A 15,030-nucleotide genomic window follows, 5' to 3' on the forward strand; every position below is an offset into this window, starting at 1 on the left:
AGATGCGTGGATACCCGAAATTCCGGCGTCAGTTGGCTTGCCGCCGCAGGAAAGCCGGAATCTGCAGATCGTCGTCGTCGCGCGCGGGCTTCGCCCGCTCCGTGACGTCGAGGCTGATCGAGGTCTGGACCGGAGCCGGACGCGACACAGGCGCCTTGGGTGCCACCGGCACGACGTTTTCCGGCGCGGTGCGTGCAACCGGCTCGGCCGGCGGCGCGGCGGGTGCCGTGGCGGCAGGCTTCGGCGCCGAGAACGCGCCGGTGATGCGCTGGAAGAGGTTGGGCGCGCGGCTGTCGGTGGCCGGACGCGCGGTCACCGGACGCGTGACCGGCTCGGCGCGGACCGGCGCCTTGGCCGCGGGACGGCTGACGCGCCAGTCGTTCTCGTCGACCAGCGGACGCTGGGGGGCGGCCGCGACGGTCGCGGGCGCGGGCGCAGGCGCCGCCACCGGAGCCGGCGCAACCGCGACCGGAGCCGGAATCGGTGCCGGAGCCGGCGCGACGGGGGCTTCCATCACCGGCTCCTCGACCGGTGCTTCGTATACCGGCGCAGGTGTCGGCATCGACGTCATGATGGGGGCAGCCGGAGCCGCCGCAGCGACCGGGGCCGCGACCGGCGGAGCCGGCGGCGCCACCGCCACCGGCGGCGCGACAGGAGCCGCCGGCATCGCGGGGGCCGGAGCCGGCGCCATGGCGGCGGCCGGCATGGCCACGCGACCGACCGGCGCGGCCGGACGGCTGAGCGCCGGCTGGCCCGTCTGCATCGGACGGTTCATGTCGAGCGACAGGTAGTTCGGCGCGGGCTGCTGCGCGGCCATCGCGGCGATTCCGGTGGCGACCACCGACACGCGCATGCGGCCTTCCATCCCGGCATCGAAGGTCGAGCCGAAGATGATGTTGGCGTCGCCGTCGACCTCCTCGCGGATGCGGTTGGCCGCTTCATCGACTTCGTGCAGCGTCATGTCGAGGCCGCCGGTGATGTTGATGAGCACGCCCTTGGCGCCCTTCATCGAATGGTCTTCCAGCAGCGGGTTGGAGATCGCCGACTCGGCGGCGACACGGCTGCGATCGGGGCCCTCGGCCTCGCCCGTGCCCATCATCGCCTTGCCCATCTCGCCCATGACGGTGCGGATGTCCGCGAAGTCGAGGTTGATCAGGCCCGGCATGACCATCAGATCGGTGACGCCGCGCACACCCATGTGCAGCACGTCGTCGGCCATCTTGAAGGCGTCGGCGAACGTCGTCTTCTCGTTGGCGATCTTGAACAGGTTCTGGTTGGGGATGACGATCAGCGTATCGACGACCTTCTCCAGCTCCGTGATGCCCTGCTCGGCCGACTGCATGCGGCGGCGGCCTTCGAAGTGGAACGGCTTGGTCACGACGCCGATGGTGAGGATGCCCTGCTCGCGCGCCGCGGCGGCGATGACGGGCGCCGCACCGGTGCCGGTGCCGCCGCCCATGCCGGCGGTGACGAACACCATGTTGGCGCCGTCGAGAAGCTGGAGGATTTCCGGCAGCGCCTCTTCGGCGGCCTGGCGGCCGACCTCCGGACGGGCGCCCGCGCCGAGACCCTGGGTGATGGTGATGCCGAGCTGGACGCGCCGGTCGGCGAGAGACTGGCTGAGCGCCTGCGAGTCGGTGTTCGCGACGATGAACTCCACGCCCTCGAGCGCGGCGCTGATCATGTTGTTGACGGCGTTTCCGCCCGCGCCACCGACACCGACGACGGTAATGCGCGGCTTAATCTCGGACTCCGTCTGAGGGAGACTGAGGTTGATGGTCATTCGGTTTTCTCCACGCAAACGAGGGGTTATCTGCTCGGAGCAACGGCGTGGGCCTCCCGTTTCGTCAGAAACCCTTCACCGCCACCGGCTTTTTCTTGTCTTTATGTCTATAGCCTGTGGGATTTGCCTCATCCCGCACAACATATTGCCTAAAAGTTTTCTCGAATCCAACTACCGATCCGGCCGATCCGACTCGCCGGCGCTTCGCTCGACGCCGGCTGGGCCTGAGCGACCGCGTGGTTCTGGAGCGCGAAGGAGAGAAGTCCGGCAGCTGCGGAAAATGCAGGCCCGCCGGTCGAATCCGCGAGTCCCGCCAGACGCAGCGGCGCGCCAGTGCGGACCTTCTTGTTGAGAATCGCGGCCGCGACTTCGGGGACGCCGTCGAGTTGGCAGCCGCCGCCGACCAGAACGGCGCGTCCACCGGCCAACTTATCCACACCGGACGCTTCGAGTCGGCTGCGCACGAGCTCGAACGTCTCCTCGACTCGCGGACGAATGATGCCGACGAGAATCGAACGCGGAATGTGGTTGGGCCGCGTGCGGTCCTCCTCGCCGATCAGCGGCACATCGATGATGTCGTACTCGTCGTTGGGCTTGATGACGGCACGGCCGATCTGGGTCTTCATCCGCTCTGCATGAGCGACCGGCGTGGACAGGCCGCGGGCGATGTCGCGCGTGACATGCTCGCCGCCCACCGGGATCGAATCGACATGGACCAGGTGGCCTTCGTAGAAGACGGCGATCGAGGTCGTGCCGGCGCCCATGTCGATCAGGGTCACGCCGAGGTCGCGTTCGTCGGAAACCAGCGAGCTGAGGCCCGCGGCATGGGCCGCAACGACGCGATCGGCGATCTCGAGATGGGCGCGCCGCACGCAGACCTGCAGGTTGCGCATCGCGCCGCTGGCGGCGGTCACCAGATGGACATCGACGCCCAGCCTCTCGCCGAACATGCCGCGGGCGTCGCGCACCGGCGTGCCGTCGACGGTGTAGCCGATGGCGGCCGAGTGGATGATGTCGCGGTCGGCGGTCTCGGCCGGAAGCTGGATATGCTGCTGGACCCGGCGCACGTCGCGCTCGCCGATTTCGTGATGCCCGATCGCCACTTCGAGACTCTGATTGTGGGACGCCGCCGATCCGCCGCTCACGCCCACGATGACGTCGCGGACCTGCTCGCCGCACATCTCCTCCGCCGTCGACACCGCCGAGGAGATCGCCCGGGTGGCGGCCTCCATGTCGACGATGTTGCCGGAGCGCATGCCGAGAGCGGGCTGGTGGCCGATGCCGACTACGCGAAGTCCCTGGCCATCGACCCGGGCCACGAAGCACACGACCTTGTTGGTGCCGATGTCGAGCGCCGCAATGACGCCATTTCTCGTCTTCGCCACGATGTCCCCCGTCTACGCGTACACTTCCGTTTTCTTGATTCTACGCTGGCCCCGGCGTTCCGTCGCCAGGATTGCGCTTCCTGAGATAAAGTTTGTCGGGCAGCCGCAGATCGACGACGCCGAACTCCCGCGACAGCAGCTTGTGCTGCCCGTCGAGCTTCGCGAGATGCTGAAGAGCCGCGACCGCATCCTCTTCCGGCAGCCAGATCTCGACGCCGTTGTTCAGGATCAGATTCCAGCGGCGCTGCCCGACCCACACGGCGGAGCGAAGCTGCTGCGCCACGGTCGGCTCGTAGGTGAGCAGCAGCAGCAGATCGCCGACATGATCGGGCGCGCCGGGCCCGCCCAGCAGCAGCAGCTTCTCGGCGCCCGGCGGCATGCGGCTTGCCCGCACGGTGCGGCCGTTGGCGTCGATCAGCGTGTACTCGCTGCCGTTCTGCCAGATGGCGACGGCGCGGCGTTCCTTCATCGTGACGTAGAGCGTGTCCGGCAGGCGACGCTCGACCGTCGCCCACTCGACCCAGTCGATCGCCTCGAGTCGCTTGCGGGACGCCTGCAGGTCGATGCCCAGCAGCGAATCGCCGCGGCTGACGTTGAGGGCCGCGAGCAGGTCGGCGCGCTCGACGTAGTCGCGCCCCTCGACGGTGACGTCCGCGAGCTTGAACGGGGTGATGGCGCCGACGACGCTGTGCGATATCGCCTCGAGCCTGTTCTGCGCCTCGACCAGCCAGCCTTCACGCCAGGCCCACCAGCCGCCTCCGCCGCCGCAGCCCAGCAGCAGGACGATGGCGCCCAGAAGCACCGGCTGCTTCCAAAACGGACGGGCAGCCTTGCGGACCGGTCCGCGCTTCTTGCGACGGTCGTAGTCGCGCTTCGGCGCGGCGCCGGCCTTGGGCGTGGCGGTCTTCTTCGCGACGCTCATGTGGGATGCCTCGCGTGCTCGACCATCCAGGTCATCAGCTGGGACCACGAGATACCGGCCCACTTCGCCTGTTCGGGCGCCAGCGACAGCGGCGTCATGCCGGGCTGGGTGTTGAGTTCGAGGATGACGAGGCCGGAGGTGCCGGGCTTCGAATCGTCCCAGCGGAAATCGGCGCGGCTCAACCCGCTGCAGCCAAGCTCCTGGTACGCCGCCAGCGCCCACTGCTTGGCGGTTTCGTATACATCCTCGGGAACCGGCGCCGGTACGAGGTGCTCGGTGATGCCGTCGGTGTACTTGGCTTCGTAGTCGTAGAAGCGGGTTCGCGGACGAAGCTCGGTGACGGCGATCGGCTTGTCGCCCATCACGGCCACCGTCAGTTCCCGTCCCGGCACGAACTTCTCGATCAGCACGCGCTCGCCAAACGCTGCTTCCGCCGCCTCCACCGCGGCCAGGTTGTCGCCGTCGCGCACGATATGGACACCGATGCTCGAACCCTGATCGATGGGTTTTACCACATAAGGCCTCGGCATGGGATCGCCGGCAGCGAGCGTGCGGCGCTCGATCACACGGCCCTCCGCGACACGCAGCCCGAGCGATGCGAAGATGTGCCGGGCCAGCGGCTTGTCCATGGCAATGGCCGAAGCGAGCACGCCGGAGTGCGTATAGGGCACACGCATGATCTCGAGCACGCCCTGGATGCAGCCATCCTCGCCGTAGCGGCCGTGCAGCGCGTTGAACACGACATCGGGGCCGCCGCCCGCTGCCGGCCGCAGGAAATCGACCAGGGCGCGGAGGTCGCGCTTCACGTCGTATTCGACGACCTCGTGCCCGCCCTCACGAAGTCCTTCGGCGCAGGCCTTGCCGCTCACCAGCGAAACCTCGCGCTCGGGCGACCATCCGCCCATCAGGACCGCGACACGCGTCATTCGCCCGCTCTCCCCAACGGTTCGCCGATCCGCCGGATTTCCCATTCGAGCTGGACTCCGGTCTTCTGCAGCACGCGGCGGCGCACTTCTTCGCCCAGCGCCTCGATGTCGGTCGCGGTGGCCTGGCCGAGATTGACCAGGAAGTTGCAATGCTTCTCGGACACCTGCGCCTCGCCGATGCGTAACCCGCGACAGCCGGCCTCGTCGATCAGCTCCCAGGCGCGCCGACCGGGCGGATTGACGAAGGTCGATCCGCCGGTGCGGCTGCGCGGCTGCGAATCCGTACGCGCCGCATCGATCTCGGCAATGCGGCGGGCGATGGCGAGCTGGTCGCCCGGCGTCCCGCGGAGCCGCGCCGACGTGAAGATCCAGTCCGCCGGCGCATCGCTGTGGCGATAGCGATAGCCGAGGGCGCCGGCCGGCACGGTATGGACGCGGCCCTGCCGGTCCACGGCTTCGGCCGACAGCAGGACCTGCGCGAGATCCCCCTCGTACGCCCCGGCATTCATCCGCAGGGCGCCGCCGATCGTCCCGGGGATGCCGCTCAGGAACTCGAGGCCCGCCAGCGCATGATCGCGGGCGGCCAGCGCAACGTTGAGATCGAGCGCGCCGGCCCCGGCCACCACGTCGTTGCCTTCCACCGTGATGCCGGTGAAGCCACGCAGCAGGCGGATGACGACGCCCTTCACGCCGCCGTCGCGCACCAGGATGTTGGAGCTGACGCCCAGCACGGTGACCGGCACGTCGGAGGGCAGCGCGGCCATGAAGCCCGCGAGATCCTGGACGTCGGCCGGCCGGAACAGGACCTCGGCCGCACCACCCGCGCGGAACCAGGTCTGCGGGCCGAGCGGCGCGTCGGCGGTCAGCCGTCCGCGCGGCTTGGGCAGCCGGTCGATCAGGTGGGAGGTCGAGATCGCAGCGGCCATCATGCGGCCGATCCGCTATGAGGGCCGCCGTGAGCGCCGGAATCGTTCGCGATGGCGCGCGGGCCGGCCTTTTCGGCCGCGAGCTGCTGGATCTGGCCGGGCAGCGCATGCGCCCAGGCAGTGATATTGCCTGCGCCGAGGCACACGACCACGTCGCCGGGCCGCGCCACCTGCCAGATCAGTTCCGGCAGCTCTCCCGGGGCACCGAGCGGCGCCACGTCCCGATGGCCGGCGCGCTGCACCAGGCTCACCAGCATGTCGCGATTCACGCCCTCGATCGGCGCCTCGCCGGCCGCATAGACGTCGGCGATGATCACGGCATCGGCGTCCGAGAAGCAGGTGGCGAACTCCGCCCGCAAGGCGCCGAGGCGCGAGTACCGGTGCGGCTGCATCACGGCGATCACCCGGCCGGACCCGCCATAGGCCTGGCGGGCGGCCCGCAGGACGGCCGCGATCTCCACCGGATGGTGGCCGTAGTCGTCGATCACGGTGATGCCGTGCGCCTCGCCGGTCTTGGTGAAGCGCCGCTTCACGCCGGCGAACGACGCGAGCGCACGGCGGATCGTGTCGTCGGGCAGGCCCATCTCCTGGGCCACGGCGATGGCGGCGAGGGCGTTCTGCACGTTGTGCTGGCCGAACATCGGCAGGCGCATGCCGTTGATGGTGCGCGATTCGTTGGTGGCGCGATTCTCCACCATCACGTCGAAGTCGGCGCCACTACGGTCGAGCTTCAGGTTGATGGCGCGCACGTCGGCGTTGGCGCCGATCCCATAGGTGATGATGCGACGGTCGGTGACCCTCGGGATCAGCGCCTGGACCTCGGGATGGTCCGAGCAGAGCACCGCGAAACCGTAGAAGGGAATGTTCTCGACGAAGCGCACGAAGGCGTCGCGCAGCGCATCGAAGGTGCCGTAATGGTCGAGATGCTCCGGATCGACGTTGGTGACCACGGCGATGGTGGCGGGCAGGCGCAGGAACGAGCCGTCCGATTCGTCGGACTCGACGACCATCCAGTCGCCGTCACCCAGACGGGCGTTGGTGCCGTAGGCGTTGATGATGCCGCCGTTGATCACGGTCGGATCGAGACCGCCGGCATCGAGCATCGAGGCGACCAGCGACGTGGTCGTCGTCTTGCCGTGCGTCCCGCCGACCGCGATCGACCATTTGAGGCGCATCAGCTCGCCCAGCATCTCGGCGCGGCGCACGACCGGCACGTGGCGCGTCCGGGCGGCCAGCACCTCGGGATTGTCCTTCTTGACCGCGCTGGACACGACGATGACCTGGGCGCTGCCGAGGTTCTCGGCGCGATGGCCGATCATCACCTTCATGCCCAGCTCGGCGATGCGGCGCGTATTGGCGCTCTCGGCGACGTCGCTTCCCTGGACCTTGTAGCCGAGGTTGTGCAGCACTTCGGCGATGCCGGACATGCCGATGCCGCCGATGCCGACAAAGTGGATGAGACCGAGGTCGAGCGGCAGCGCCCTCATGCGGCGACTCCTGACGGCGAGAGAGGAAGGGAGATCATTTCGCTCACGACATCGGCAAGCTTCGCGGCGGCATCGGGACGGCCGGCGGCATGCGCCGCGGACGCCATCGCTGTAAGGCGCTCCGGCGCCTCGATCAACGCCATCAGATGGTTGAGCAGTGCGGCGGCGGTGAAAGAAGCGTGCGGCATCACGATGCAGGCTCCCGTCGCCTCGAAGGCGCGGGCGTTGGCGGTCTGGTGATCGTCGGCGGCATAGGGATACGGCACGAGGATCGACGGGCGGCCGATCGTCGCCAGTTCGGCCACCGTCGAGGCGCCCGAGCGGCCGATCACGAGATGCGCCGCGGCGATGCGGCGCGGCAGATCCTGAAAGAAGGGCGCAAGTTCGGCCACCACGCCCGCCTTTACGTAGCTGCCGCGGACGCGCTCGATACTCTCCGGCCGGCATTGCTGCACGATTCGCAACCGCGCCCGCAAATCCTGCGGCAGCGCCAGCACTGCCTCCGGGATGACCTCGCCAAACGAGGCTGCACCCTGGCTTCCGCCGAACACCAGCAGATCGATCACCCTGCCCTCGCCCGGCGCGCGATAGGGCTGGTCCCTGAGGGCGCGCACCGTCTCGCGCACCGGATTGCCGACGAGTCGGGCTCGCCCGTCGCCCTCGAGAAATCGCGTGCGGGCAAACGAGGTCGCAACGCGGGCCGCGCCGCCCAGCACGAGGCGATTGCCACGCCCCAGGACCGCGTTCTGCTCGTGAAGTGCTGACGGCAGTCGGCGCAGACGGGCCGCGAGCATGGTCGGTACCGAGGCATAGCCGCCGAACCCCACGACCGCCGACGGTCCGATGCGACCCAGCGCCCGCCAGGCATCGAACAGGCCCAGCGCCAGCGAAAACAACGCGAGAAGCTTTCGCATCGGCGAGCCGCTGGGGCTGGCGGAATGGATGTAGTGGATCGGCCGGCGCGACAGCGCGCCCTGCCACTGGCGTCCCCGCGAATCGGTCACCAGCGCGAACGGAACGCCGCGCGCCTCGAGCTCGCCGGCCAGCGCCTCGGCGGGGAACACATGCCCGCCGGTGCCGCCGGTCGCCAGGACGACGGGGCGCACTGCCGCCATCAGACGGCCTCTCTCAGGCCGGCGTGTTCGCGCGTCAGCGAGAGCAGCATCCCGACGCAGATCGCCATCGCCAGCGCCGAGGAGCCGCCATAGGAGATGAACGGCAGCGTCATGCCCTTGGCGGGAATGAGCTGGATCGTCGAGGCCATGTTGATGGCCGCCTGGAGGCCGAACTGCACCGCAAGGCCGGTCGCCGCCAGGGTGATGAACAGGCTGGTCTCCTTCGACGCGCGCGACATCGAGCGCAGGGTCACGAAGGCGAAGAGCGCGAGGATCATCAGGCAGACGACCAGGCCGAACTCCTCGCCGGCGACGGCCATGACGAAATCGGTGTGGGCATCCGGAAGCTGGGCCTTGACCGTGCCCTCGCCCGGGCCGCGACCGAACAGCGAGCCGTTCATGAAGGCCTCGAGCGAGGTGTTGACCTGGTAGTTGTCGCCCGAGGTCGGGTCGAGGAAGCGGTCGAAGCGGCTGCGCACGTGGCTGAACAGGAAATAGGCGCCGACCATGCCGGCCGCACCCGCCACGGCGCCGAAGCCGGCCACCCACATCGGCAGGCCGACGACGAAGAGCTGGACGGCCCAGACCGACGCCACGACGACGCTCATGCCCAGGTCGGGCTGCATCACCAGGAGGGCCAGCACGCCGCCCACCAGGACAGTCGACATGAGATAGCCGGGCGCCCGGCGCTCGGTGCGACTCTGCGCCAGCAGCCAGGCCGAGATCACGGCAAGGCTCGGCTTCACAAACTCCGACGGCTGCACGCTCGACAGGCCGGGCACGGAGATCCAGCGACGCGCCCCCTTGATCTCGATGCCTATGACGAAGGTTGCGGCGAGGAGCACGATGCTGCCGCAGAAGACCACCAGGGCCAGCCGTCGCACGTGCCGCGGCGAGGCCAGCGAGATCCCGAGCATGACGAGAAGTGCCAGCGGCAGGAACATGAACTGGCGCTTGGCAAAGATGAACGAGTCGGCGCCGATGCGCTCCGCGGCCGGCGGCGACGCCGCGAGGGTCAGCATCACGCCGAAAGCCATGATCGCCAGGATCGCCCCCAGCGACCAGCGATCTACCGTCCACCACCATTGTCCGATCACGCTTCGATCGTCGCGCGGAACCTGGATCACGCCGCCCTCCCCAAAATCTCAGCCCCCGGCAGCGCCCGCGCCATGGCCCGGAACGCATCCCCCCGATGCTCGTAGCTCTTCCACTGGTCCCACGACGCGCAGGCCGGCGAGAGCAGGACGACCGCCGGCCCCTTCGCCTCGCGTTGCGCCATCGCGTGCGCCGCATCGAGCGCCGACTGCAGGTCGCCGCAGCGGCTAAAGGGCAGGTTGCCCTCGAGCTGGCCGGCGAACAGCTCCGTCGCCTCGCCGATCAGGAAGGCATGTCGGATACGGTCGAAGTAGGAGGCGAGCGGCGCCACGCCGCCCTCCTTCGCCTGGCCGCCGAGGATCCAGTAGATGTCGTCGTAGCTCGACAGGGCACGCGCCGTGGCGTCGGCGTTCGTGGCCTTGCTGTCGTTGATGTAGACGATGTTGCCGACGGCAGCGACGCGCTCCTGGCGGTGCGGCAGACCGGCATAGGTCTTCATCCCCGCCACGATCGTCTCGCGCGGCACGTCGAGCCAGCGGCACACGGCCCAGGCACAGGCCGCGTTCTGTGCATTGTGGTCGCCCGGCAGCGTCAGCACGTCGGAGAAGTCGACCGTATAGCCGTCGGCATCGACCAGCAGGCCGGCCCGGTAGGAGATGCCATTGGCGACGGGCCGGTCCAGCGCCACCGGGATGCAGGCGATACCCGGCCGCGCCGCGATCTGGCGCTCCACCTCGCGCGAGGGCTCGTCCTCGACGCCGATCACCGCGCAGTCGCCGGCGCGCTGGCGTGCGAAGATGTTCTTCTTCGCCGCGACGTACCCCGCGAGATCGCCGTGCCGGTCGATATGGTCGGGCGTGATGTTCAGCCAGACGGCAACGTTGGCGCGGAAGGTCTGCAGCAGTTCGAGCTGATAGGACGACAGCTCCAGCACATAAAGTCCGCCCTTGCCGAGCGGATCGAGATCGAGGGCGCCACGTCCGATGTTGCCGCCGACCTGGCAGCGCAGTCCGGCCTGCTGGAGGATGTGGCCAATCAGCGCCGTGGTCGTCGACTTGCCGTTGGTGCCGGTGATGGCGACGAAGATCGCCTCGGGCTGGGCGCGGGCCAGCAGCTCGACGTCGCAGATGATCGGCTTGCCGGCGGCGCGGGCCGCGACGGCAACCGGATGCGGCACGGGCAGCGTGCTCGGGATGCCGGGGCTGATCACCAGCGCCGTGATGCCCGCCCAGTCGATCGTCGCCGGGTCGGTCACGCGGGCCCCGGCCTGCGCGGCCGCCTCGCGCGATGCGGCGTTGTCGTCCCAGGCGACGCATTCGATCCCTGCCGCCTTGAGGGCACGGACGGTCGCCAGGCCGGAGCGCGCGAGCCCCAGCACGACGAACGACGAACCCTCGAGGACGGCGAGATCGATCATGCGCTCACCGCAGCTTGAGGGTGGCGAGGCCGGCCATCGCCAGGATGGCGGCGATGATCCAGAAGCGGAAGACGATGGTGGGTTCGGCCCAGCCCTTCTGTTCGAAATGGTGGTGCAGCGGCGCCATGCGGAAGACCCGCTTGCCGGTCCACCGATAGGACAGAACCTGCACGATCACAGAAACCGTTTCGAGGACGAACAGGCCGCCCACGATCGAAAGTACGATCTCGTGCTTGGTGACGACCGCGACCGCTCCCAGCGCGCCGCCGATGGCGAGCGATCCGGTGTCGCCCATGAAAACCATCGCGGGCGGTGCGTTGAACCACAGGAAGCCGAGTCCCGCGCCTACCAGGGCCGCCAGCAGCACGGCGAGTTCGCCCGAACGCGGCACGTGATGGAGATAGAGGTAGTTGGTGAGGATAGAATTGCCCACCACGTAGGCGATCAGGCCGAACACGGCCGACGCCATGATGACCGGACCGATGGCCAGACCGTCCAGACCGTCGGTCAGGTTGACCGCGTTCGAGGTGCCGGCAATCACCAGGACGCCGAAGGCGATGAAGCCGACGATACCCAGCGGGATCAGCACGTCCTTGAGGAAGGGCACCGCCAGCTGGTAGCGCAGCGGCGCGGGCGACGCCTGCGCGATCAGGTAGACCGCGATGCCGGAGGCTGCGACCGTGAGCGCCAGCTTGATCTTGCCCGGCACGCCCTTGGTGTTGCGCTTCGTCACCTTGAGGAAGTCGTCCCAGAAGCCCACCGCCCCGAAGGCCAGGGTGACGCCCAGCACGATCCACACATAGCGGTTGGTGAGATCCGCCCACAGCAGCGTGGCGACGGACAGCGTGATCAGGATCAGGAGGCCGCCCATCGTCGGCGTGCCCTTCTTCGTCATCAGATGGCTGGCCGGACCGTCGTCGCGGATCGGCTGCCCCTGCTTCTGCTTGCTGCGAAGCCAGCGGATCAGCGCGCCCCCGATCAGGAAGCTCAGCACCAGCGCCGTGAGGAAGGCCGCGATCGAGCGGAACGTCAGGTAGCGGAACAGGTTGAACGGCGAGAACAGGTCCGCCAGCGGATAGAGAAAATTGTAGAACATCCTAGCGTCCCGCCTCGCCGCCGCTGGCCGCCAGGATGGCGTCCACGACGATCTTCATTTTTGAACCCAGCGAACCCTTCACCGCGACCACGTCCCCTGCCCTCAGCACCGCGGGAAGATCGCCCGCCAGCGCCGCCGAATCCGCCCTGTGCACCCCGCGCTGCGCGGGCGACAGCCTTTCCCACAACGCCTTCATGTGCGGACCGCACAGGAAGACCTGTGCGGCGCCGCTCGCGGCCACCGCATCGGCAAGTCCCGCGTGGTATCCGTCCGCGCCCTCACCCAGCTCGCGCATATCGCCCAGCGCCAGAATTCGGCGGCCGCCGGGCTGCGGCTCGGCCTGGGCCAGAACCGCGAGCATCGCCCGCACCGACACCGGATTGGCGTTGTAGCTCTCGTCCAGCAGCTCGATCGTGCCGTTGCCGAACTTCAGCATCCGGCGGGCGCCGCGACCCGGCAACGCCTTCACTCCCGCGAGCACGGCGGACGCCTTCACGACATCGGCGCCGATCGCGTCGATCACGGCCAGCGCCGCAACGCTGTTCAGCACCCAGTGTTCGCCGGCCGCGCCCAGCCGATACTCGATCCGGCGACCGTGGATCAAGGCTGCAACATCGCTGCCCGAATCCTGCAGGTCGCAGGAGATAAGACGGGCCTCCGCCGCCTCGTGGCGACCGAAGCCGACGATCCGGGAAACGCCGAAATGACGGGCTTTCCCGACCAGGCGTTCATAATGGCGGCTATCGCGATTGAGCACGGCGACTGCGCCTTCCACCATGCCGGCGAAGAGACAGCCCTTTTCGTCGGCGATCGCTTCCTCGCTGCCCATGTGGCCGATATGGACCGGCCCTACATTGGTCACGAGGCCGACATGCGCCTCGACCTGACGGGCGAGCGGCTCAATCTCGCCGGGATGGTTCATGCCGATCTCGAACACGCCGTACTGCGCGTCGCGCGGCAGGCGCGCGAGGCTCACCGGCACGCCGACATGATTGTTGTAGCTCGCCACGCTGGCCGACGTCGGCCCCTGGGCGGAGAGCATCGCGCGTAGAGCGTCCTTGGTGCTGGTCTTGCCGACCGAACCGGTGACGCTGGCGATGCGCGCGCCGCTGCGTCGACGCGCGGCACGCCCGAGCTCGACCAGCGCCCTCATGGTGTCGGGCACGCGGACCAGCGTACCGCGCGCGCCCTCGACGTCACGCGACACGACGGCGGCGGCCGCTCCACGCGCCAGGGCATCTGCGACGAAGGCGTGTCCGTCGGTCGTCTCGCCGCTCAATGCGAAGAACAGGTCACCCGGGCCGACCGCACGGCTGTCGAAGGTGACGCCCGTCGCGTCGAACGGCGCGCTGACCGACGCGGCAGTCAGTGCGGCCGTCACCTCGTCGGAGGTCCACAGCGCGCTCAAGCCGCGTCTCCCGTCAGGGCACGCGCCTCTTCCGCATCGTCGAAATGGTGGGTGACCCCCTTGATGGTCTGGCCCGTCTCGTGGCCCTTGCCGGCGATCAGCAGCAGGTCGTCAGCACCCGCGAGGGCTTCCACGCCGGCCGCGATGGCGACATGGCGACCCTCGGGGATCTCCACCCAGTTGCGACGATCGCCGGGGATTCCGCGCACGATCTCGGCGCGGATCGCGGCCGGCTCCTCGCTGCGGGGATTGTCGTCGGTGACGATGGCAAGGTCGGCGAGCCGCGTCGCGATCTCGCCCATCACCGGACGCTTCGCGCGATCGCGGTCGCCGCCGCAGCCGAACACGACGACGAGCTTGCCGCGTGCGAAGGGCCGCAAGGTGCGCAGCACGGTCTCCAGCGCCTCGGGCTTGTGGGCGTAGTCGACGTACAGGGCGGCGCCCGAACGATGGCGTGCCACGAGTTGCAGTCGCCCGGGCGCGCCGGTCAGGTGGGCGAGTGCCTCGACGGCGCGGACCGGATCGCCGCCGGTGGCGACGACGAGGCCCAGAGCCGCGAGGGCGTTCGAGGCCTGGAAGCCGCCAACCAGCGGCAGGTCGATTTCGTGCCGTACGCCCATGACCTCGAGCGTGAGGCGCTGGCCGGTCGGCGTCGGGTCGTCTGCCAGCATACGGAACTCGGCGCCCTTCGCGCCGTACGTCCAGAAGCGAATGCCGCGCCGGCTGCAGATCGCGGCCAGCGCATCGGCGCGATCGCTGTCGGCATTGACGATCGCCGTGCTGTTTGCCGGCAGCAGCGTGTCGAACAGCCGCGCCTTGGCCGCGAAGTAAGCGTCCATCGAGCGGTGATAGTCGAGATGCTCGTGCGTGAGATTGGTAAAGGCCGCCGCGGCGAGACGAAGCCCGTCCAGCCGCGACTGGTCGATGCCGTGGCTCGACGCCTCGATGGCAAGATGCGACACGCCCTCGCGCGCGAGCGTCGCGAGATCCTCGTGAAGCTGGACCGGATCGGGTGTCGTCAGGCCGCCGTCGCGCACGAGACCGGGCGAGACGATGCCGAGTGTTCCGACGCTGGCCGCCTTCAGTCCGAGACGCTCCCAGATCTGGCGCACGAAATGAACGGTCGAGGACTTGCCGTTGGTGCCGGTGACGGCGGCGATCGTGGCGGGCTGCGGGCCCGCGAACGCCGAGGCCATCAGTGCCACGCGACGGCGCGGATTGGCGTCGCGCAGGACCACGATGCCGGGATCGAGCGGCGGCAACGCCGCATCCGGAGCGGCGAGGATGGCGACCGCGCCGCGCTTCACGGCATCGGCGACGAAGGTCGCGCCGTCCTGGTGGCTGCCCGAGAGGGCGGCGAAGAGATAGCCCGGCTTTACCTTGCGCGAATCGAGCGTCAGTCCGGCAAGAATGGGATCGCGCGGCAGCGCGGGAATATTCGCGGTTGAGTCTGCGCCCCGGCGCATGAGC

At 69.0% G+C, this 15,030-nt stretch carries 12 protein-coding genes; all 12 read right to left on the reverse strand.

The features are described from left to right. Positions 1-28: 28 nt before the first annotated feature. The 12 genes from ftsZ to LJ725_RS20545 all read right to left on the reverse strand — a co-directional run bounded on the left by ftsZ (position 29) and on the right by LJ725_RS20545 (position 15,026). Positions 29-1,783: a cell division protein FtsZ gene (gene ftsZ / locus LJ725_RS20490; RefSeq protein ID WP_230552636.1), complete on the reverse strand. Its 1,755-nt coding sequence runs from the start codon at positions 1,781-1,783 to the stop codon at positions 29-31. A gap of 149 nt (positions 1,784-1,932) precedes the next feature. Then, on the reverse strand, positions 1,933-3,168 hold the full coding sequence (gene ftsA / locus LJ725_RS20495) for a cell division protein FtsA (RefSeq protein WP_230552637.1): 1,236 nt from the start codon (positions 3,166-3,168) through the stop codon (positions 1,933-1,935). A 40-nt stretch (positions 3,169-3,208) separates the two neighbouring features. Then, a complete protein-coding gene (locus LJ725_RS20500) occupies positions 3,209-4,090 on the reverse strand; it encodes a cell division protein FtsQ/DivIB (RefSeq protein ID WP_230552638.1) in 882 nt (293 codons plus the stop codon). Continuing rightward, positions 4,087-5,016: a D-alanine--D-alanine ligase gene (locus tag LJ725_RS20505; RefSeq protein ID WP_230552640.1), complete on the reverse strand. Its 930-nt coding sequence runs from the start codon at positions 5,014-5,016 to the stop codon at positions 4,087-4,089. Before LJ725_RS20505 ends, LJ725_RS20500 begins: the two co-directional genes overlap by 4 nt. Further along, positions 5,013-5,942: a UDP-N-acetylmuramate dehydrogenase gene (murB, locus tag LJ725_RS20510; protein ID WP_230552767.1), complete on the reverse strand. Its 930-nt coding sequence runs from the start codon at positions 5,940-5,942 to the stop codon at positions 5,013-5,015. The genes LJ725_RS20505 and murB overlap by 4 nt, the downstream gene beginning before the upstream one ends. Beyond that, complete coding sequence (gene murC / locus LJ725_RS20515; protein ID WP_230552641.1) at positions 5,942-7,429, reverse strand: UDP-N-acetylmuramate--L-alanine ligase; 1,488 nt, start codon at positions 7,427-7,429, stop codon at positions 5,942-5,944. The genes murB and murC overlap by 1 nt, the downstream gene beginning before the upstream one ends. Further along, positions 7,426-8,544, reverse strand: coding sequence for an undecaprenyldiphospho-muramoylpentapeptide beta-N-acetylglucosaminyltransferase (gene murG, locus LJ725_RS20520; RefSeq protein WP_230552643.1), 1,119 nt, complete (start codon positions 8,542-8,544; stop codon positions 7,426-7,428). The genes murC and murG overlap by 4 nt, the downstream gene beginning before the upstream one ends. Beyond that, entirely contained in the window at positions 8,544-9,671 is a 1,128-nt protein-coding gene (locus tag LJ725_RS20525) for an FtsW/RodA/SpoVE family cell cycle protein (RefSeq protein WP_230552644.1), read from the reverse strand. The genes murG and LJ725_RS20525 overlap by 1 nt, the downstream gene beginning before the upstream one ends. Next, positions 9,668-11,056, reverse strand: a complete 1,389-nt coding sequence (gene murD, locus LJ725_RS20530) for a UDP-N-acetylmuramoyl-L-alanine--D-glutamate ligase (protein ID WP_230552645.1) — start codon at positions 11,054-11,056, stop codon at positions 9,668-9,670. The genes LJ725_RS20525 and murD overlap by 4 nt, the downstream gene beginning before the upstream one ends. Before the next feature lie 4 nt (positions 11,057-11,060). After that, positions 11,061-12,152 (reverse strand): phospho-N-acetylmuramoyl-pentapeptide-transferase, encoded by a 1,092-nt coding sequence (gene mraY / locus LJ725_RS20535; protein WP_230552646.1) that lies wholly within the window; start codon positions 12,150-12,152, stop codon positions 11,061-11,063. 1 nt (position 12,153) lies between these two features. Then, positions 12,154-13,560, reverse strand: a complete 1,407-nt coding sequence (locus LJ725_RS20540; RefSeq protein WP_230552647.1) for a UDP-N-acetylmuramoyl-tripeptide--D-alanyl-D-alanine ligase — start codon at positions 13,558-13,560, stop codon at positions 12,154-12,156. Further along, positions 13,557-15,026, reverse strand: coding sequence for a UDP-N-acetylmuramoyl-L-alanyl-D-glutamate--2,6-diaminopimelate ligase (locus LJ725_RS20545; RefSeq protein WP_230552648.1), 1,470 nt, complete (start codon positions 15,024-15,026; stop codon positions 13,557-13,559). Before LJ725_RS20545 ends, LJ725_RS20540 begins: the two co-directional genes overlap by 4 nt. Positions 15,027-15,030: the final 4 nt, after the last annotated feature.

This window comes from Reyranella aquatilis (assembly GCF_020880995.1).
Lineage (GTDB): Bacteria > Pseudomonadota > Alphaproteobacteria > Reyranellales > Reyranellaceae > Reyranella > Reyranella aquatilis.